Genomic DNA, 18,970 nt, shown 5'->3' on the forward strand with positions numbered 1-18,970 from the left:
GGCCGCCCCGAACTTGACCTCGAATTAACACACCGTCGGGGCAACCGATTTTTGCACCACCCAACGTTAGGCATAAAGATCACGTGAGGAGTTGCAGGTGCAATACATACCGCATCCGCGCCTGCCGCAGCCCATCGCAATCTCGGATTTTTTAACGATCTCCGAGACCAATTCACACCCTGTCATACTCGAAGTCAATTGCAGGTCGATCGACGTCCCGTACCTGTCAGGCGCGCCATGAGCGATAGCCCTTTGCAGCATATTCATTTTTCTCAACGAATATTTTTCACCATATTCTACGTACCACTTTCTCAGCGTTTCGTCTCCAATTGTCAAACTGATAAACTGGAGCTGCCTTTCCAGTCGAGCCCGGTTAAAGTCCTTTAGAGTTACTCCATTCTGAGCCAGAGTTTTGACTTTCTGGCTCAGATGCGCCGCACAGAAAGGCACATGGTGAAGCATTCTGCCAAAGAATCGATTGCAAAATCCCTCATAATCTTTGGTGAAGAGAATAAATTGGTGCCACATTTTATCAATCATCAAAATAGACTCATCCACCTCAAACTCGATACATTGCTTTTGCGCACATTCTGAAACGCAAAGAAACTTCTTTGTTTCAGAAAAAATATCGATTGCTTCCGCCTCCTCAACGCCCCACTCATCTCGAAATTTTCCAATTACACCTTCATGCTCGTATCGCGCCAGCGCTTCCGGATACACAAAACCCTCGACACCGCACTTGTAATCCATAATTGCACTCACAAATCCTCCGGCCCACTGAATTATCAGAATGAAATGCGCGATACAAGTCACGCAACGCGTTTCCGGAAGATTGCCGATTTACAAAACACAAATCCATAAGACAAGTTCGAAATGCTTGTTTATTTTTAGACACAAATTTAAACAATCCTATGGATTGTTTTAACTTATAAAAAAGACACTCATGATTCTGCGAAACGACTGACGCAACGTTGCCGGGTTATGGTTTTGTCCCAAGAAGGCCCATGCAACGGCCCATTTTCCGGCAGGATCTTGTGTACTGAAGAAATATTCGGAGGCGCGATTAACTGACGCAACCGCCCCTCATCGGGTGATTTGCGCAACCCCCCTCGATATCAAAGCTCTGTCAAGCACCGGTCGCCGTGGTACGGCCCCCTAATCTCATCCCTACAGGCGTCGAAGGCAGCGACATGCTTGGAACTGCTGCAAATGAGCGGGGCGAGTATTTCTTCTCCGCGTGACCGACCCGACAAGTACATCGCCGAGCAATTTTGGCGGCACCGCATGAAATGGGGTCAATCCGTCTCCGAATAGATCGACACGCGATCTCCTTCTGGCGCGATCATCAGCGTTCGTCGATAAAAGAAGTGTCCGTGTCGAATTCACGGGCACCTCATTACTGTAGATGGCGACTCGGTGCCGGCACTAGAGCACAATCATCGACGTCGTGAATTGAATCCGCCACGTTCGCCGCGGTCCCAACGTCGCGTGAGTCCGGCGGATCTCAGAAACTCCCTGGTATGTCGAGCGCAACATGCATGGGGCTTGAGACGGAACTTCCCCATACTGCGTCGTATTTGACTGGATTAGCAGTTGCGCAGATTCGGCCGCATCCGGTCATCAGAGCGGTAAGTGAGCGTTCGCGGCTGTGGCTTGCAATATCGGTCATACCGACGGCGTCGGTCTATAGCAATTCGTGCGACTTCATGCCTGAAACGACACAACGACCGACTCTGACCGGGGAACGGGATTTCGTGCTGATCCTGGCCGTGCGCAACATGGATCAGTACAACGCGCTCACGCGCGAGCTGTTCTTCGCGAACAACAACGTGAAGCGGTTCAAGACGCTCGTGAGCATGAGCCGCGTGAAGGTCGGGCTCGAGGTGCCGGTGGATCTCGACGCGTGATGTCAGCGCGTACCGGCGGCCAATGACCCGAAAAACGTCGCGACCTTGGCTTTGCTCGTCTTCTGCAAGCGCGACATGAGCCCGTGGTCGACGTGCTGCAGCCCGTAGGTCTCGCCGATGTCGCGCTGCAATCGGCACCACAGATGACTCGCGATCTCCGCGTCGACCATCGCCCGGTGAGCGCGGCCCGACTGCGGCAGCCGCAGCAAGTCCGCCAGGTTCGACAGGCGGTGACTTTGCGCGTCCGGGTAGATGCGCCGCGCCACGAGCATCGTGCAGGCGAACGCATGCTCGGCCGCCATGCCGAGCATGCCGAGCTCGGCCTGCCAGAACCGCTTGTCGAAGCCGGCGTTGTGCGCGACGACGGGATGGCTGCCGACGAATGCGGCGGCTTCCTTCATGACCTTCGACACCGGGGGCGCCGTTGCAATCATCTCGTTCGTGATGCCGGTGAGCGCGACGACGTCGGACGGAATGCGGCGTCCCGCGTTCATCAGGCTCTGGTAACGGTCGACGATCTCGCCGTCGCGCAGAAGAATCACGGCGATCTCGGTCGCCCGGTCCCCCATGTTCGGAGAAAGCCCGGTTGTTTCGAAGTCGAGTACTGCAACGGTTTGCATGGTCAAATCAGAGGAAAGATACCTGGCGCGGCACGTCGGTCAGGACGCGTCGCGCCGACAGGAAAGCGTCATAGTATCTCCGGATGCGGCATGTGACGGCAAACGCGGTCGCCATGCGTGGCCGATGCCCCCGCGAAACCACGGCAAATGTGCCGATGCGCCCGCGCATCGGCACATTCCCCCCCTTCTACGTCAGCGACAACTGAAGCTCGCCGCCGAATTCACGTCGCCCGAGCCGTTGTAGCGCGCGACCTGCGGATACGGGCACAACGGACGCGTGCGTCCCGCGCCCCACGACGCCGGCACATCCGCATTCGGCACCGCGTTCGTCGTGTCGCGCGCGGCGGCAACGATCGCGGCGGGCGCCTGCCCCTGCTCGACCCACGCGACGAGCGGCGTCAGCATGTCGAACTGGTCGGCCGCCGGCCCGCCCGAGCAGTGGTTCATCCCCGGCACCGGATAGAAGCGCGCGAAGCCGGACGCGTCGCCGCCGTTCGCCTGCGCGAGCCGCCCATACCAGTCGCTCGTGTCGTTGAAGGAAAACACCGGGTCGCCGGTACCGTGATAGACGAGCAGCTTCGCGCCGCGCGATTTCAGCGCGGACAGGTTGGTCTCGTCGGGCGGCGTCATGAACGACCACGCGGATTGCGGGTACACGCCGTTCGTCGCGAAGATCGCCGGCGCGTCGTTGTCCATGTCGAAGCCGAGCGCGAAGCCGGCGAGGTTCGCGAGTGTCGCGGCGGTTTTCGGCGGCGTCATGAACGTGAACGCCATCGCGGCCGGGTCGAGCGTGACCGAGTTCGACTGCTTCCACGCGGCCCAGCCCGTGCCCGCCATGCCCGGATCGTACGGAAAGCTCGCATAGAGCGCCGTGCCCGCGCTGTTGCGCGCGCCCGCGAACACGTTCTCGAGCGCGCTCTTCTGCGCGGTCGTCAGGCAGGCGCCGGTGCGCGTGCCGTTCGCGCAGGTCGGGATGTCCGCCTCGACGCTGAAGTGCGCCTGGCACGCGGCGACGTCCTGCACCATCCCGTCGGCCGAGCCGTCGAGCGCATCGCATTTGTCGAGAATCTTCGCGCCGACGAACCGGCGCTCCGCGTCGGTGAAGCCGCTGCGGATGTCCGGCAGCCCGTTGGTCCCGGTCGCCGACGCGATCTTCGCGAACTGCTGCGCGCCGTACATCTCGCCGATCGCCGCCTTCGGCAGGTGGAAGCCCGGGTCGCCGGCGATGATCCCGTCGTAGTCGCCCGCGTTGCGCACGGCCGTGACCATCGCGTGCCGGCCGCCGTTCGAGCAGCCGCCGAAATAGCTGCGGTCAGGCGTCTTCCCGTACGCGAGCCGGATCACCTGCTTCGCCATCGGCGTGAGCGCGTCGACGGCGCCGTAGCCGTAGTCGAGCCGCGCCTGCGGATCGAGGCCGAACAGCGGGTTCTGCGCGGCGCTGTGCCCGGCATCCGAGCTGATCACCGCGAAGCCCAGGTTCAGCGCGTCGGTCAGCGGCCCGCCGCCGCCAATCTCGCCGGTCGCGGTCACGACGTTGCCGTCGAGCCCGCCGTTCGCCTGATAGAAGAAGCGGCCGTTCCACGCTTTCGGCAGGCGCATCTCGAAGCCGATCGCGTAGGTCTTGCCGTCCACCGCGCTCACGCGCTCGTTCATCTTCCCGTCGATCACGCAATGCTCGGCGATCGGCTTGCCGGCCACCGTCAGCGCGCCGGCGGCCGCAGTCGTCACCGACGTGAACGACGTGTTCGCGTACGCCAGCTTCGCGGCAAGCGCGTCGCAGGTCTGCGCCATCGCGGCCGGCGTCGCGGCGCTCAGGTGCGTCGGCGTGGAACTGACCGGATCGTCGCCGCCGCAACCGGCGAGCATGGCCGCGGACAGCGGTGCAATACAGAGGAATGCAGATTTTCTGTTCACGGTATCTCCCGTTTTTCAGTGCACCGGATCAGAACATGTGCCGCACGCCGACCATCGCGCCGAGCTGCCCCATCCCTGCGCCAGGCGTCGTGCCGGCACCGCCGCCGCTGACCGCGTAGCGGGCATGCGCGCTGTTCCACAGATACGACGATTGCGCGTAGACGGCCGTGCGCTTGGTCAGCAGATAGGTCGCGCGCAGCGTCGCCATCGTCGCGCGGGTGTCGTGCGCGCTGTTGACGATCCGGTAGCCTTCGCCGTCGACCACGAAATCGGGCTTCACCGCATACGACGCACCGACGAAGAACAAGTCCGAATGGGCGCCAGCCGCGGCCGGCGAACCGGTCGACACGCGCCGCCCGATCCAGCCCGCGCCGATCCGCGCGCCCGCCGCCTGCGCATACGCGCTCACGTGCGTGCGCGCGTCCTTGCCGCCGCTGCTGGTGAAGGCGACCGGTGCGATGCCGTCGAAGAAGTTCGCGGCCGCGCCGGTGCCGCCGCGCTGCTCCTCGTACGACGCCGCCGCACCGAAGTACGCGCTGTCGTACTTGAGCATCACCGACCAGTTGCGGCACTGGACGGCATCGCCCGGCACCTGCCCCGCGCACGTGCCCTGCCCCGGCGAGTTGCCTGTGCCCGCGCCGTCGCGGCCGAACGAATACGCGGCGCCGAGCGTCACGCCGCGATAGGTGCCGACGTAGGTCACCGCGTTGTCGGCGCGCCCGTTCGGCACGTACGCGTCGAACGAGCCGAGCCCGTAGATGTCGGGGCCGATGATGTCCGCGCCCTGCAGCGCGAGATAGGTCATCGTGTACTGGCGGCCGAACGCGAGCGTGCCGTAGCCGCTCTTCAGCCCGACGAACGCCTGCCGCCCGAACAGCCGGCCGCCCTGCCCGAGATCGCCGCCGCGCACGTTGAAGCCGCTTTCGAGCGTGAATACCGCCTGGTAGCCGCCACCGAGATCCTCCGTGCCGCGCAGGCCCCAGCGCGACGGCAGTTCGCCCGTCACGCCCGGCATGCGCACCACGTGGTCGCCGGCCGCGTTCGCGTGCGACACGAACTCGACGCCCGTATCGATGATCCCGTACAGCGTCACGCTCGACTGCGCGTGCGCGCCCGGCGCGGCCAGCGCGCAGCACGCGCCGGCGGCCAGCAGGCCGTTCCTTGTGTTCGTCTTCATTTCGTTGCGTCTCCAGACCGTGTTGAATTGCGCGCTCTGACGGCGCGCATTGAAAAAAACGAAACCTCAGTCGCCGGCTTGCGGGCGGCGAATCAGCACCAGCGCGGCGACGGCCGCGACGAGCGTGACGGGGATGCTCGCGCCGATCACGACCGGCGCGCTGCTGCCGGCGGCGAGCAGCGTCGCGGCCGCGAGCGGCCCGACGACGGAACCGAGCCGGCCGACGGCCACGGCCGTGCCGACGCCCGTGCCGCGCATCGCGGTCGGGTAGTAGATCGCCGCAAGCGCATACAGCACCGACTGGCCGCCGACCACGAACATCCCGGCCGCGAACGCGGCCGCCGCGAGCGACGCGAAGCCCGGCGCGGCCGCGAGCGCGGCGAGCGACAGCACGATCCCGACATACATGCCGCCGACCACGCGCGACGCACGCATCCGGTCGAGTGCCGCGCCGATGCCGAGCGCGCCGAGCCCGGCGCCGACGTTGAACGCGATCTGCACGAGGCCGACGTGCTCGCGATCGAGCCCGCGCGCGGCCATCAGCGACGGCAGCCAGTTCAGCAGGAAGTAGAGGACGATCAGCGTGCAGAAGTAGCTGACCCACAGCGCAACCGTCGACGTCGTCCGGCCGTCGCCGAACAGCGTACGTGCGACGCTGGTGCGCGCGGCCTGCGTGCCGGCGACGTCGAGGTACGCGCGCGACTCCGGCAGGAACCACACCAGCAGCGGCACGAGCAGCAGCGGCCCCGCGCCGCCGACGTAGAAGATGTGCCGCCATTCGGTATCGCCGGCGAGCAGCACGCCGATCAGCGACGCGATCACGCCGCCGAACGGGATGCCGCAGTACATCGTCGCCACCGCGCTGCTGCGAGAGCGCGGTTCGACGGCTTCAGACGACAGCGCGATCAGGTTCGGCATCGCGCCACCGAGGCCGATGCCGGTCAGCACGCGTACGACGACGAGCATCGCGAAGGTCGACACCTGCGCGGTGGCGATCGACAGCAGCCCGAACAGCACGGCCGACGCGATCAGCACGCGCTTGCGGCCGATCCGGTCGGCGAGCCGGCCGCCGAGCATCGCGCCCGGCAGCAAGCCGAAGGTGCCCGCGCTGAACGCGATGCCCATCTGCGATACGGTGAGCCCGAATTCGCGCGCCATGCGCGGCGCGGCGACGCCGACCGACTGAAGGTCGAGCCCTTCGAGTAGCGCGATCGCAAAACACAGCGCGAGCGTGGTCGCCACTGTGGGTTTTTCGGCAACGTAAGTGTTCATGCTGTCTCCAAATCCGATGTCTTGTCTTGTCGTCGGTCGGCCCTGTAACGGCCGCCGCGCGACGCCGCCGGCCAGTGGCGAAGCAGCGCGCGAGGTGTCGTCTGAACGGCTTTCTTTATCAGGCAACCTGATTCACTGGTCGCAAGAATGCCTGCCGGTCACGTGGCCGGCAGGTCGTTGTGTCTGCTTGTTGCTGCGAGTGTCCTGCTTCTGCTTACGCGTAAATCACGTCGGGGTCGCGCCGCGCCGGGTCGTACAGCGCGTCGATCGTCGCCGCGCGATGCTTCTGCACGGCCGCCTGGTTCAGCGAACCCTTGTCGGTCGCTTCGCCGAGATCGAGCGACGGCGGCGTGTCCATCAACCGGATGCGCGCGACGAACGTCGAGCCGCCGCTCGCATGCCGGTTCAGCGCGACGAGCCACGCCGCGAACGCCGCGCGCACGGCTGGCGCGCGCAGCACATCGGTCACGGATGCATCGGCAGCAAGCCCCGCCAGCGCACGGCACGCATCGACACGCGGAAACACCAGCAAACCGATGTCGTCGCGATTGATCCCGGTGACGACCACGTCCTGCACGTACGGCGCACCGCTCGACACCGCGTTCGCGCGCAATGGCCCGACGCTGACGAACGTGCCGCTGCTCAGCTTGAAATCCTCGGTCAGCCGCCCGTCGAACAGCAGCCCGAGTTCCGGCCGCTCCGGATCGGCGAAGGCGCCCGCGTCGCCGCTGCGGTAATAGCCTTCGTCGTCGAACACGTCGCGCGGATCGGCGTCCGCATGCCAGTAGCCGCGCATCACGTTCGGCCCCTTGAAGCGCAGTTCGAGCTTGCCGCCGCACGGCACGAGCTTCGCGTCGCAACCGGGCGCGGGCAGCCCGATATAGCCGGCGCGCATCAGCGGCCCCGTCGTGAACAGGCACGACGGCGACGCCTCCGTCATCCCGAGGCCGGCCATGATCCGGATGCGCTCGCCGCAATGCGCGTCGGTCACGCGGTCGAGCCGGTCCCACGCGGCCTGCGACAGCCCCGCGCCGCCGAAGAAATACAGCTTCACGCGCGAGAAGAACGTGTCGCGCAGCGCGGCGTCGCTTTCGAGCGCGGCGGTCAGCTCTTCCCAGCCCTTCGGCACGTTGAAGTAGATCGTCGGCGCGATCTCGCGCAGGTTGCGCACGGTTTCGTCGAAGCGGCCCGGCACCGGGCGGCCGTCGTCGATGTACAGCGTGCCGCCGTTGTACAGCGCGATGCCGAGGTTGTGACTGCCGCCGAACGTGTGATTCCACGGCAGCCAGTCGACCAGCACCGGCGGCTCGCGCGTCAGCTCCGGCATCGTCTGGCGCAGCATCTGCTGGTTGCTGCACAGCATCCGGTGCGTGGTCGGCACGGCCTTCGGCTGCTTCGTCGAACCGGACGTGAACAGGATCTTCGCGAGATGATCGGGACCGACCGCCGCGTGGATTTCATCGATCGTGCGCGGGACGGTGGCGAGCAGGCGCGACAGCGGCACCGCGCGCCCTTCGGCGTCGACGTCCGCATCGTGCGCGACGATCAGAGCCGCGTCGGCCGGCAGCGTCGCGTCGAGTGCACGCGCGAACGGCGCGCGTTCGGCGACGAACACCGCGCCCGGCCGCAGCACGCCGAGCGTGTGACGCAGCTTGCCGTAGTCAGTCGACACCAGCGAATACGCGGGCGAGATCGGCGAGTACGGCACGCCGGCCAGCATCGCCGCGAACATCAGCTGCAAGTGTTCCAGATCGTTGCCGGACAGCACCGCGAGCGGACGTTCGGCCGACAGCCCGAGATCGACGAGGCCCTGGCCGAGCGCACGGGCGCGTTCGAGCATCTGCGCGTAGGTGATCTCGATCCAGCGGCCGTCGGCGCCGCGCCGCGCGGCCAGCACGCGGTCGGGATGCGCTTGTGCGCCGCGCACGAGGCAGTCGGTCAGGCGCGTCGGATAGTCGCCGAGCGGTTCGCGCGAGCGCAGATACCACGCGCCGTTGTCCGCGCGACGAATCTCGGCCGCACCGACGGCAACGGCTGCCGCGCGATAGCGCACGCCGCCCGTGTCGTTCACCGGCCCGCTCGCGGGCGTCACAACCTTCATCGTCGGCTCGCTCATAGCGGGTAGTGACGCGGTGTGGTCTGCACGGTGATCCAGCGCAGCTCGGTGAATTCGGCGATCGACGCGCGGCTGCCGAAGCGGCCGTAGCCGCTCGCCTTCGTGCCGCCGAACGGCATCTGCGCCTCGTCGTGCACGGTCGGGCCGTTGATGTGGCAGATCCCCGATTCGATCCGGCGCGCGACCGCCATCGCGCGCGCGACATCGCGGCTGAACACGCTCGCCGACAGCCCGAACTCGCTGTCGTTCGCGAGCGCGACCGCTTCGTCGTCGCTGTCCGCGCGCAGGATCGCGACGACCGGCGCGAACGATTCCTCGCGGTAGAGCCGCATGTCGCGCGTGACGCCGTCGACGATCGCAGGCTGCATCGTCGCGCCCTCGATCCGGCAGCCGAGCGGCAGGCTCGCGCCGTGCGTACGCGCATCCTCGACGAGCGACGCCGCACGCGCGGCGGCCGCCGCGTCGACCATCGTGCCGAGCGCATGGCCAGCGAGCGGATCGCCGGCGACCAGCATGCGCGCCTTGTCGGTCAGCCGCTCGACGAGCGCATCGGCGATCGGCCGCGCGGCGATCACGCGCTCGGTCGACATGCAGATCTGCCCCTGGTTGAAGAATGCGCCGAACGCAATCGCGTCGACGGCCGCATCGAGATCGGCATCGTCGAGCACGAGCACGGGCGCCTTGCCGCCGAGTTCGAGCAGCACGGGTTTCAGGTGCGCGGCCGCGTGGCGCGCGATGATGCGCCCGACGTGCGTCGAGCCGGTGAAGTTGATCCGCTTCACGTGTGGATGCGCGATCAGCCGCTCGACGAGTTCGGGGGCGTCGGCCGCCGCGTGCGTGATCACGTTGACGACGCCCGCGCCGAGCCCGGCTTCATCCAGCACCGCGCCGATCAGCGCGTGCACGCCCGGGCACGCTTCGGACGCCTTCAGCACGACCGTGTTGCCGCAGGCGAGCGGCATCGCCAGCGCACGCGTGCCGAGGATCACCGGCGCGTTCCACGGTGCGATGCCCAGCACCACGCCGCACGGCACGCGCATCGCGAGCGCGAGATTGCCGGGCACGTCGGACGGGATCACGTCGCCGTCGATCTGCGTCGTCATCGACGCGGCCTCGCGCAGCATGTTCGCCGCGAGCGTCACGTTGAAGCCGAGCCAGCCGGGCGTCGCGCCGGTTTCGGCGACGCCGGTTGCGATGAACGCATCGATGCGCGCGTCCATCAGGTCGGCCGCCTTCAGCAGCCGTCGGCGGCGCTCGGTCGGCGCGAGCGCCGCCCACGCGGGGAATGCGCGGTGCGCGGCGTCGACCGCCGCGTCGGCGTCAGCCAGGCCGGCCGCCGGCGCGCGCGATGCGAGCGTGCCCGTCGCGGGGTTGAATCGGTCGAAGGTTCTGCCGTCGCGGGCGGTGCACCACTCGCCGGCGATCAGCATCCGTCTGTCGGTCATGTCGTCTCCTGCCTTGCCTGTCTCTTGCGGTTGCGTTGGCGGTTGCGTCGGCGGTTGCGTCGGCGGTTGCGTCGGCGGTTGCGTCGGCGGTTGCGTCGGCGGTTGCGTCGGCGCTTGTATCAGCGCTTGTATGCCTGCAGGCCCGGCTTGATCGTCTTGTCGTCGAGGAACTGCTTCAGCCCCTGCTCGCGGCCGCGCTCCGGATCGCGCAGCTGCGCCTGGTCGAGCTTCGCATACAGGTAATCCTCGCACTGTTCCCACGTGAGTTCGCGCGAACGCTTGAAGCCGTGTTTCGCGGCGCGCAGCACGACCGGGTTCTTGTCCATCAGCCGCGCGGCGAGCGCGATCGTCGCGTCGCGCAGGCCGGCCAGCGGCACGCTACTGTTCACGAGGCCCATGTCCGCCGCTTCCGCGCCGGTGAACGTGTCGCCGGTCATGATGTAGTGCAGCGCGCGACGATGCCCGACCGTATCCGCCATCGCCTTGCTGACGAGGTTGCCAGGCGGGATGCCCCAGTTGATCTCCGACAGCCCGAACACGGCTTCGTCCGCCGCGATCGCGAGGTCGCACGCGACGAGCGGCGAGAACCCGCCGCCGAAGCACCAGCCGTTCACCATCGCAATGGTCGGCTTGTTGTACATCCGCAGGCGGCGCCACTGCCATTCCGATGCGTCGCGCCGCACCTTTTCCTGCAGCGCGTCGGAGCCGCCGTCGATCTCGCGGAAATATTCCTTCAGATCCATGCCGGCCGTCCACGCGGCGCCCGCGCCGGTCAGCACCAGCACCTTCGCTTCGTCGTCGAATTCGACCGCGTCGAGTACCTGCAGCATCTCCCGGTTCAGCGTCGGGCTCATCGCATTGCGCTTGTCCGGGCGGTTCAGCGTCACCCAAGCGATACCGGCCTCCACGTTCACTTCAACGGTCTGCCAGCGGTTGTCGTACTTGCTCATGTCGGTTCCTGTCGTTCGTTCCTGTGCGATTCGGTGCGCAGCATTCCTGCTGCGGACGGCTTCATTTAATATCAGGCTACCTGATATTGCAAGCGGCATGAGCGCCGGTGTAAACCCGGAGCGGAAAGCGGCGGTAACGACGGAATCGGGGAACGGTCGGGCGACCGGCGAGCGGGCGGGAAAGCGAACGCGGGCCGCACGGGCCCGCGCGATGAAGGTTCGGGAAGGGGTCAGCCGCGCAGGTTGCGCGCGAACAGTTCGAGCGTGCGCTGCACGTGCGCGGCGTCGTCGATGGAGACGTCGCCGAGCATCCGCGTCTCGAGCGGACGCAGCACGGCCTCGCATTCGCGCAGCATCGCCGCGCCTTCGTCGGTCAGCGTCAGCAGGATGATGCGGCCGTGCGACGGATCGGCCGCGCGCGTGACGTAACCGCGAGCGGCCATCACGCTCATCACCTCGTTCGCCGATTGCGGCGTGATGAACGAGCGTTCCGCCAGTTGCGCGTTCGACGACGCGCCGCGCGCCTCGAGCACCGACAGCGCCGTGTACTGCGCGAGCGTGATGCCGAGCGGCGCGAGCGCGTCGGTCATATGGCGGCGCAGCAGCCGTTCGAGACTGCCGACCACGTAGGTCAGGCGCTGCGGCACGCGCGCCTTCGGTTTGTCGCCCGTCGCGCGGGCGGCGTTCTTCGCGGCGTTTTTCGGGTTCGCGGGCTTGGTCGGGGTGGAACTCATGGTGCAGGCCGGATGGAATTGCGGGCCATCTTACCAGCAGGGCGGCGCGCGAACGGGGTATTCCAGGAAGCCTGGACAGCCGCCGTGCGCTCGCGCATGCGCGGCGGGCTGTGGGCCTGATCGCCAGGCTCGCTGCGTCAGACGCATCCCATGAACGGGATCCGATACGCGGTCAGCCGCGCGGCGCGCCCGCGAATCGCGCGGTCGGCAGCCCTGCATGGCGCGTCCGGGCGACGAACACGCCGCCGGCATCGGCATCGCGCGCCAGCGCGTCGTCGCTCACCCCCACCCGCGCGCTCGTCACGTACAACCGGCCGGCGCCGTCGAGCGCCACGCAGCTCGGCTGCGCGGTCGGCACGGCCACCCGATCCGTCTCGACACCGTCCGGCCCGTAGCGCACCACCCGCCGGCCGCCCCACTGCGCGTTCCACAGCCCGCCGTCGCGATCGATCGTCGAGCCGTCCGGGTCGCCGTCCGCGTCGGTCAGCTGCGCGAACGGCCGCACGTTGGCCACGTCGCCACCCGCGCGGTAATCGCAGACGAGAATCTCGCGCACCATCGAATCGCAGAAGGTCATCTTCGTGCCGTCCGGCGAGAACGCGATGCTGTTCGCGATCGCCGCCGCCGGCAATGCAAGGCGTTCGAGCGTGAGGTCGGGATTGAGCCGGTAGAACCCGCCGACCGCGCGCGGCGGGTCGCCGCCTTCGTCCTTCATCCCGAACACGAACGCGCCGAACGGATCGCAGCGGCCGTCGTTCAGGCGCGTCGGCAGATCGGGTTCGACGTCGACGATCCGCGTGAACGCGCCGCTGCGCAGATCGAAGAACGCGAGATGCGTCGCGAGCCCGACGAGCAGCACGTGCGGCGCGTTCGTCAGCGCGAAGCACGCGAGCCGCTCGGGCATCGGCCACTGTGCGAGTTCCGAGCCGTCCGCGCGGCAGCGCCACAGCCGCGCGCCTTCGATGTCCGTCCAGTACAGCGTGTGCGTCGCGTCGCACCACGTCGCGCCTTCGCCGAGCGTGTTGCGGCTGTCGACCAGCAGCGCCGCCGACGCGCCCGGATGAATCTGTTGCATGCCGTCTCCCGATATCTGTCACATTCGCGGGCGGGCGCGTTCGTCAGATCTTCATCGCGCGCCGCTGGTTGCGACGATACTGGTCGAACAGCACCGCGAGCAACAGAATTCCGCCGCGTATCAGATATTGGTAAAAGGTCGGCACGTTCAGCAGGCTCATCGCGTCCTGCACGGAACCCATGATCAGCACGCCGACCAGCACGCCGGAGATCGTCGCGACGCCGCCCGTCAGCGACACGCCGCCGAGCACGCACGCGGAGATCACGCCGAGCTCGAGGCCGACCGACGTCTTCGGATCGCCGAGGCTCATCCGCGACGCGAGCATCACGCCGGCGAAGCCGGTCACGAGCCCCTGCAGCACGAACACCGCGATCTTGATGCGCATCACCGGCAGCCCCGCGAGCAGCGCAGCCTCGCCGTTGCCGCCGACCGCCAGCACGTTCTTGCCGAACACCGTCTTGCGCAGCAGGAAGCCGAACACGACGAAGCCGACGATGTTGCTCCAGATCGGATACGAGATGCCGAGGAACGAACCGGAGCCGAGCTCGAAGAAGCGTTCCTCGGAGATCATCACCGCGTCGCCGTTCGACGTGATGAACGCGAGCCCGCGCACGACTTCCATCATCGCGAGCGTGACGATCAGCGAATTGATCCGCCACCGCGCGATCAGCACGCCGTTCACGAGCCCGACCGCGCCGCCCGCGAGGATGCCGGCCGCGGTGCCGAGCAGCACGCTGTGCGTCGCGGTGATCAGCGTCGACGCGACGACGCCCGAGAACGCGACGATCGACGCCACCGACAAGTCGACTTCGCCGAGCGCGAGCACGAACATCATCGTCACCGCGATCGAGCCGATCAGCGTGACCGACAGCAGCAGGCCCTGGATGTTGCGCGGCGTGAGGAAGTCCGGCACGGTCAGCGACAGCGTCGCGAACAGCACCAGGAACACCATCACGATGCCGGAGCGGTTGATCAGTTGCCACATGCCGCCGCGCGCGCGCGTGGGCACGGCGGTGGCCTCGGGGGACGGGGAGGTGCGTTGGGGTTGCATTGCCTGGCTCATAACGTTTGCATTCCGGTTGACTGCACGCCGCTAGCGCGGCAGCGCGAGCTTGATCAGCGCGTCGGGCGTCGCCTGCGCCTTCGCCACCTCGCCCGCGATCCGTCCTTCTTTCATCACGACAATGCGGTCCGACACGCCGATCACCTCGGCCAGATCGCTCGACACGAGGATCACCGTGCGGCCCGCTTCCGCGAGTTCGTAGAACAGGTTGTAGATTTCCGCGCGCGCGCCGACATCGATGCCGCGCGTCGGCTCGTCCATCAAAAACACGTCGATGCGCTCGGCCAGCCAGCGCGCGAGCACGACCTTCTGCTGGTTGCCGCCCGACAGCGCGCCGATCGGCGTGTCGGCGTCGCGGGTCTTGATCGCGAGCCGCTCGATGTATTTCTGCGCCAGCTCGCGTTCGCGGCGGCCGTCGAGCAGCACGCGCGCCGGGCTGAAATGCCGGCGCGCGCTGATGTTCAGGTTGTCGGCGACCGACGCGATCGCGACGATGCCTTCCTGCTTGCGGTCTTCCGGGCACAGCGCGATGCCGGCACGCACCGCGTCGCGCGGGCTCGGGAATGCGACGCGCTTGCCGCCCAGCTCGACGTGCCCGCCGCTCGGACGCGCCGCGCCGTACAGCAGCTTCATCAGCTCCGAGCGACCCGCGCCGACGAGCCCGAAGAAGCCGACGATCTCGCCGCGCCGCGCGGCGAACGACACCGGCTCCTGCAAGCCGGGCCCCGTCAGCCCCTTCGCCTCGATCATCACGTCGCCGGCCGCGCGCGGCCGGTAGCCGTACACGTCCTCGATCGAGCGCCCGACCATGCAGCCGATCAGCCGGTCGCGGTCGAGTTCGGCGACCGATTCGAACGTCTCGATCCGGCGGCCGTCGCGGAACACCGTCACGCGATCGCACAGCGCGTCGACTTCCTCCATCCGGTGCGTGACGTAGATGATCGCGCGGCCGTCCGCGCGCAGTGAACGGATGATGCGGAACAGCTGGGTGGTCTCGCGCGCGGACAGCGAACTCGTCGGCTCGTCGAACGCGATCACGCGCGCATCGCGCATCAGCGCCTTGCCGATCTCGATCATCTGGCGCTGGCCGATCGACAGGTACTTCACCGGGATGTCCGGATCGATATGCTCGCCGAGCCGCTCCAGCGCATCGAGCGCGCGCACCGCGAGCGCACGCTCGTCGACCACGCCGAGCCGGCTCGGCAACTGGCCGAGCATCAGGTTCTCCGCGACCGTCAGTTCGGGCACCAGATGCAGCTCCTGGTAGATGATCGCGATGCCGGCCTCGAGCGCGGCGCGCGTCGACGCGAAGCGCTGCACCGCGCCGTTCAGCGTCAGCGTGCCGGCCTGCGGCTGGTTCACGCCGGACAGCACCTTCAGCAGCGTCGATTTGCCCGCGCCGTTCTCGCCCATCAGCCCGTGCACTTCGCCCGCGCGCACCGACAGCGACACGGCATCGAGCGCGCGCACGCCCGGAAACGTCACCGTGATGCCGTCGAGCGCGAGCAGCGCGCCGCCGGGGGGCGGCGCACCGGCGCCGGCTGCGGCAGCGCCGTCGTTGCCCGTTACGGCCGTCATCGTCTGCATCGTCATCGCGTCCTCGCCCCGCACGCTCAGATGCCGAGCTCGACGCGCACGGCCTGCCAGTTCGCGCGGGTCATCAGCTTGCCGCTCGTCTGCGTGTCGGCCTGCGGCGTCTTGCCGTTGCGAATCCAGTCGACGAGGTTCTGCGTGCTGTCCTTGCCGTGGTTCGTCGAGCTGACCGCGATCGTCCCGTAGAAGCCGGTCGGCTCCTTCTTCTGGAATTCGGCGAACGCCTCGCCCGCGCCGTTGATGCCGACGCCGATCACGTCGGCCGCCGGGATGTGCAGCTGTTCGGTCGCGCGCACCGCGCCGAGCACGGTTTCCTCGTTCAGCGCAAAGACCACCCACTTCTTCACGTTCGGATGGCGTGAGAGCACCGGGAAGGCCGCCTCGAGGCCACCGCTGTCGTCGGTCGTCTTCTGCGGCGCATCGAAGATGTTCTCCTTGCGGAAGCCGTTCGCGAGCAGCGCCTGCGTCGCGCCATCGGTGCGCAGCTTCGCCGTCGGCAACTCGTAGTTGGTGATGCGCAGCGCGCCGACTTCCTCCGGCTTCCAGCCGCGCCGCTTCATCTCGTCGGCGATCGCCTGGCCGACCTGGTTGCCGATCTTGGTGGCCGACATCCCGAGGTGCGGCACGTTCGTGAGCGGCTTGCCGGTCGAATCGACGAGCTGGTCGTCGACGGTCACGAACTTCATGTTGTAGCGCTTCGCGCGCGCGGCGATCGCCGGGCCGAGGCGCACGTCGGGCGCGCAGATCACGAAGCCCTGCGCGCCTTGCGAGTTGAGGTTGTCGATCGCGGCCAGCACTTTCTCGCCGTCCGGCGTGCCGATCTTCACGACCGAGAAATTCTCCTTCTGGCCGAGCGCGGCGGCCGCGTTCTGCTCGTTGATGAACCATGCCTGCTCGGGCATTTTCACCAGGAAGCCGATCTTCAGCGGCGCGTCGGCGTGCGCGGCGCCCTGCATGCCGAGCGGCGCGAGGCAAAGCGCGGCCAGCAGCGCGCGCAACGTCTGGCGGCGAATCGTGTGAGTCGTGCGGTTCATGCGGTGTCTCCTTGGTACCGGCTTGTGCCGTGATGTGTGCGGTAATGATTCGTCGCGCGCGCTTCGAGCCGAAGCGCGCACGTTCAGCGGCCGAACGCGTCGGTCTGCACGCGCCGGCCGAACAGGAAGGCATCGGCGACGAGCCGCAGCGGCCGCACGTCGACGTCGCTTTCGCCACGCGCGATCAGCGCATGGAAGTGCGCATACAGCGCCGGATACTCGCGCTCGGGCCCGATCTCGACCGGCTCGCCCGCGATCGACAATTGCGCGCCGCCGCGGCTGATCGCGAGCACACCGTCGGCCGTGTCCACCGCGATCTCCCATTGCTCGACGGGGCCGTGCCGCCAGTCGAATTCCGCGCGCACGGGCACCCCGTCGGTATCCGCGCAATCGAGTTCGGCCGCGATCGGCGTCTGCACGTCGCTCGGCACGTAGAGCGTCGCCTCGCGCAGCACGAGCTCGCGCGGCAGGATCCGCGTGACGATCGACAGCGCGTTGATGCCCGGATCGAACACGCCGAGGCCGCCGGGTTCCCAGATCCATTGCTGCCCCGGATGCCAGCGCCGTACGTCTTCCTTCCAGCGCACCTGCACCGCGCGGATCGTCCGCGTCGCGAGCCACGCGCGCGCGGGCTCGACCGCGCTCGCACAGCGCGAATGCCAGGTCGCGAACAGCGTGAGGCCGCGTTCACGCGCGAGCGCGTCCAGCGCGGCCACTTCGCCGAGCGTCGCGCCCGGCGGCTTCTCGAGCATCACGTGCTTGCCGGCTTCGAGCGCCGCGCGTGCCTGCGCGTAGCGCACCTGTGGCGGCGCACACAGCGACACGGCGTTAAGCTCGCGCTCGGCGGCCAGCAGCGCGCGCAGATCCTGATAGTTGCGCACGCCCGCGACTTCCGCGTGGCGGCTCGCGCACGCGGTCAACACAAAACCCGGTTGGGCGGCGATCGCCGGCAGATGCTGGTCGCGCGCGATCTTGCCGATCCCGACGACACCCAGCGAAATCGGATCACTCATCGTGCCTGTCTCCTTCGCGAATCGTTCGGTGATCGCTCAGTGCGCCCAGCGCAGCACGAGCGGATCGAGCCGGCGCGCGATCGCGAGCAGTTCCGCGCGCGTGTCCGGGTGCAGTTCCGGCATCGGATGCCGCGGCCGCTCGCACGCGATCACGCCGCCTTCGCGCATCAGCGCCTTCGCGGTGAGGATCCCGGACTGGCGGTTCTCGTGATTGATCAGCGGCAGCCACGCCTGGTAGCGTGCGTACGCGTCGTCGTGGCGGCCTTCGCGGAAGGCTTCGAGAATCGGCCGGATGCCGTCCGGAAACCCGCCGCCCGTCATCGCGCCGGTCGCACCGGCATGCAGGTCGGCGAGCAGCGTGATCGCCTCCTCGCCGTCCCACGGCCCTTCGATCGCGTCGCCGCCGAGCCGGATCAGCTCGCGCAGCTTGTTCGCGGCGCCGGGCGTCTCGATCTTGAAGTACGCGACCTGCTCGATCTCGCGCGCCATCCGTGCGAGGAACGGCGCGGACAGTGCAGTGCCGCTCGCGGGCGCGTCCTGGATCATGATCGGGATCGCGATCGCATCGGACACGCGTGCATAGAACTCGAAGACCTGCGCTTCCGGCACGCGGAACGTCGCGCCGTGATACGGCGGCATCGCCATCACCATCGCCGCGCCGAGCTGCTGGGCGCGCAGGCTGCGCGCCGCGCACACCTGCGTGCTGTAGTGCGACGTCGTGACGATCACCGGCACGCGGCCGGCGACGTGTTCGAGGATCGTGTGCATGAGCACGTCGCGTTCGTCGTCGGCGATCGCGAACTGCTCGGAGAAGTTCGCGAGGATGCACAGCCCGTCCGAGCCCGCGTCGATCATGAAGTCGGCCGCGCGCTTCTGGCTTGCGAGGTCGAGCTCGCCGGAGTCGGTAAACGTCGTCGGGACGACGGGGAAGATACCGCGATGGCGCGGCGTGCTGCTCGATGTCATGGTTCGGTCCTGCGTCGGCCCCGAGGCGAGGCCATTAAGCGTTCACGGTTTCACTCACCACTTCACGTTGCGCGAGCAGTCGCCAGCGCCC

At 67.5% G+C, this 18,970-nt stretch carries 15 protein-coding genes and 1 pseudogene; 1 reads left to right on the forward strand and 15 read right to left on the reverse strand.

Annotation, left to right across the window (positions count from 1 at the left end):
- Positions 1–66 precede the first annotated feature (66 nt).
- Positions 67–762 (reverse strand): hypothetical protein, encoded by a 696-nt coding sequence (locus PI86_RS03110; RefSeq protein WP_039318751.1) that lies wholly within the window; start codon positions 760–762, stop codon positions 67–69.
- A 968-nt stretch (positions 763–1,730) separates the two neighbouring features.
- On the opposite strand from PI86_RS03110, the pseudogene PI86_RS03115 reads away from it, so the two are divergent.
- A pseudogene (locus PI86_RS03115) lies at positions 1,731–1,907 on the forward strand (Lrp/AsnC ligand binding domain-containing protein); the annotation flags it as partial.
- 2 nt (positions 1,908–1,909) lie between these two features.
- Here the strand turns inward: PI86_RS03115 and PI86_RS03120 are convergent.
- The 14 genes from PI86_RS03120 to PI86_RS03185 form a co-directional block, all read right to left on the reverse strand.
- Complete coding sequence (locus PI86_RS03120; RefSeq protein WP_039318631.1) at positions 1,910–2,527, reverse strand: 3'-5' exonuclease; 618 nt, start codon at positions 2,525–2,527, stop codon at positions 1,910–1,912.
- 192 nt (positions 2,528–2,719) lie between these two features.
- A complete protein-coding gene (locus tag PI86_RS03125) occupies positions 2,720–4,441 on the reverse strand; it encodes a tannase/feruloyl esterase family alpha/beta hydrolase (RefSeq protein ID WP_039318632.1) in 1,722 nt (573 codons plus the stop codon).
- A gap of 28 nt (positions 4,442–4,469) precedes the next feature.
- The gene (locus PI86_RS03130; protein ID WP_039318633.1) at positions 4,470–5,618 is read right to left on the reverse strand and encodes a porin; all 1,149 of its coding nucleotides are present in this window, start codon (positions 5,616–5,618) and stop codon (positions 4,470–4,472) included.
- Between the two features lie 66 nt (positions 5,619–5,684).
- Entirely contained in the window at positions 5,685–6,890 is a 1,206-nt protein-coding gene (gene mhpT, locus PI86_RS03135; RefSeq protein WP_039318634.1) for a 3-(3-hydroxy-phenyl)propionate transporter MhpT, read from the reverse strand.
- Between the two features lie 214 nt (positions 6,891–7,104).
- Entirely contained in the window at positions 7,105–8,991 is a 1,887-nt protein-coding gene (locus PI86_RS03140; RefSeq protein ID WP_442854563.1) for a feruloyl-CoA synthase, read from the reverse strand.
- 11 nt (positions 8,992–9,002) lie between these two features.
- On the reverse strand, positions 9,003–10,451 hold the full coding sequence (locus PI86_RS03145) for an aldehyde dehydrogenase (protein ID WP_039318636.1): 1,449 nt from the start codon (positions 10,449–10,451) through the stop codon (positions 9,003–9,005).
- A 119-nt stretch (positions 10,452–10,570) separates the two neighbouring features.
- Entirely contained in the window at positions 10,571–11,401 is an 831-nt protein-coding gene (locus tag PI86_RS03150; protein ID WP_014900752.1) for a p-hydroxycinnamoyl CoA hydratase/lyase, read from the reverse strand.
- Between the two features lie 230 nt (positions 11,402–11,631).
- A complete protein-coding gene (locus PI86_RS03155; RefSeq protein WP_039318637.1) occupies positions 11,632–12,135 on the reverse strand; it encodes a MarR family winged helix-turn-helix transcriptional regulator in 504 nt (167 codons plus the stop codon).
- Positions 12,136–12,307: 172 nt separating this feature from the next.
- Entirely contained in the window at positions 12,308–13,210 is a 903-nt protein-coding gene (locus PI86_RS03160) for an SMP-30/gluconolactonase/LRE family protein (protein ID WP_039318638.1), read from the reverse strand.
- 43 nt (positions 13,211–13,253) lie between these two features.
- Positions 13,254–14,273, reverse strand: a complete 1,020-nt coding sequence (gene araH, locus PI86_RS03165) for an L-arabinose ABC transporter permease AraH (protein WP_039318639.1) — start codon at positions 14,271–14,273, stop codon at positions 13,254–13,256.
- Between the two features lie 30 nt (positions 14,274–14,303).
- A complete protein-coding gene (araG, locus tag PI86_RS03170; protein ID WP_039318754.1) occupies positions 14,304–15,866 on the reverse strand; it encodes an L-arabinose ABC transporter ATP-binding protein AraG in 1,563 nt (520 codons plus the stop codon).
- A 20-nt stretch (positions 15,867–15,886) separates the two neighbouring features.
- Positions 15,887–16,900 (reverse strand): arabinose ABC transporter substrate-binding protein, encoded by a 1,014-nt coding sequence (locus PI86_RS03175; protein WP_039318640.1) that lies wholly within the window; start codon positions 16,898–16,900, stop codon positions 15,887–15,889.
- Positions 16,901–16,983: 83 nt separating this feature from the next.
- Complete coding sequence (locus tag PI86_RS03180; RefSeq protein WP_039318641.1) at positions 16,984–17,913, reverse strand: Gfo/Idh/MocA family protein; 930 nt, start codon at positions 17,911–17,913, stop codon at positions 16,984–16,986.
- Between the two features lie 36 nt (positions 17,914–17,949).
- Positions 17,950–18,879: a dihydrodipicolinate synthase family protein gene (locus tag PI86_RS03185; protein ID WP_039318642.1), complete on the reverse strand. Its 930-nt coding sequence runs from the start codon at positions 18,877–18,879 to the stop codon at positions 17,950–17,952.
- Positions 18,880–18,970 lie beyond the last annotated feature (91 nt).

The organism is Burkholderia sp. A9 (genome assembly GCF_000801975.1).

Excerpts from the sequence above, each read along its gene's own strand:
- PI86_RS03120 (WP_039318631.1), bottom strand. The coding sequence starts at position 2,527 with ATGCAAACCGTTGCAGTACTCGACTTCGAAACAACCGGGCTTTCTCCG.
- PI86_RS03130 (WP_039318633.1), bottom strand. The coding sequence starts at position 5,618 with ATGAAGACGAACACAAGGAACGGCCTGCTGGCCGCCGGCGCGTGCTGC.
- mhpT (WP_039318634.1), bottom strand. The coding sequence starts at position 6,890 with ATGAACACTTACGTTGCCGAAAAACCCACAGTGGCGACCACGCTCGCG.
- PI86_RS03140 (WP_442854563.1), bottom strand. The coding sequence starts at position 8,991 with ATGAAGGTTGTGACGCCCGCGAGCGGGCCGGTGAACGACACGGGCGGC.
- PI86_RS03145 (WP_039318636.1), bottom strand. The coding sequence starts at position 10,451 with ATGACCGACAGACGGATGCTGATCGCCGGCGAGTGGTGCACCGCCCGC.
- PI86_RS03150 (WP_014900752.1), bottom strand. The coding sequence starts at position 11,401 with ATGAGCAAGTACGACAACCGCTGGCAGACCGTTGAAGTGAACGTGGAG.
- PI86_RS03155 (WP_039318637.1), bottom strand. The coding sequence starts at position 12,135 with ATGAGTTCCACCCCGACCAAGCCCGCGAACCCGAAAAACGCCGCGAAG.
- PI86_RS03160 (WP_039318638.1), bottom strand. The coding sequence starts at position 13,210 with ATGCAACAGATTCATCCGGGCGCGTCGGCGGCGCTGCTGGTCGACAGC.
- araH (WP_039318639.1), bottom strand. The coding sequence starts at position 14,273 with ATGAGCCAGGCAATGCAACCCCAACGCACCTCCCCGTCCCCCGAGGCC.
- araG (WP_039318754.1), bottom strand. The coding sequence starts at position 15,866 with ATGACGATGCAGACGATGACGGCCGTAACGGGCAACGACGGCGCTGCC.
- PI86_RS03175 (WP_039318640.1), bottom strand. The coding sequence starts at position 16,900 with ATGAACCGCACGACTCACACGATTCGCCGCCAGACGTTGCGCGCGCTG.
- PI86_RS03180 (WP_039318641.1), bottom strand. The coding sequence starts at position 17,913 with ATGAGTGATCCGATTTCGCTGGGTGTCGTCGGGATCGGCAAGATCGCG.
- PI86_RS03185 (WP_039318642.1), bottom strand. The coding sequence starts at position 18,879 with ATGACATCGAGCAGCACGCCGCGCCATCGCGGTATCTTCCCCGTCGTC.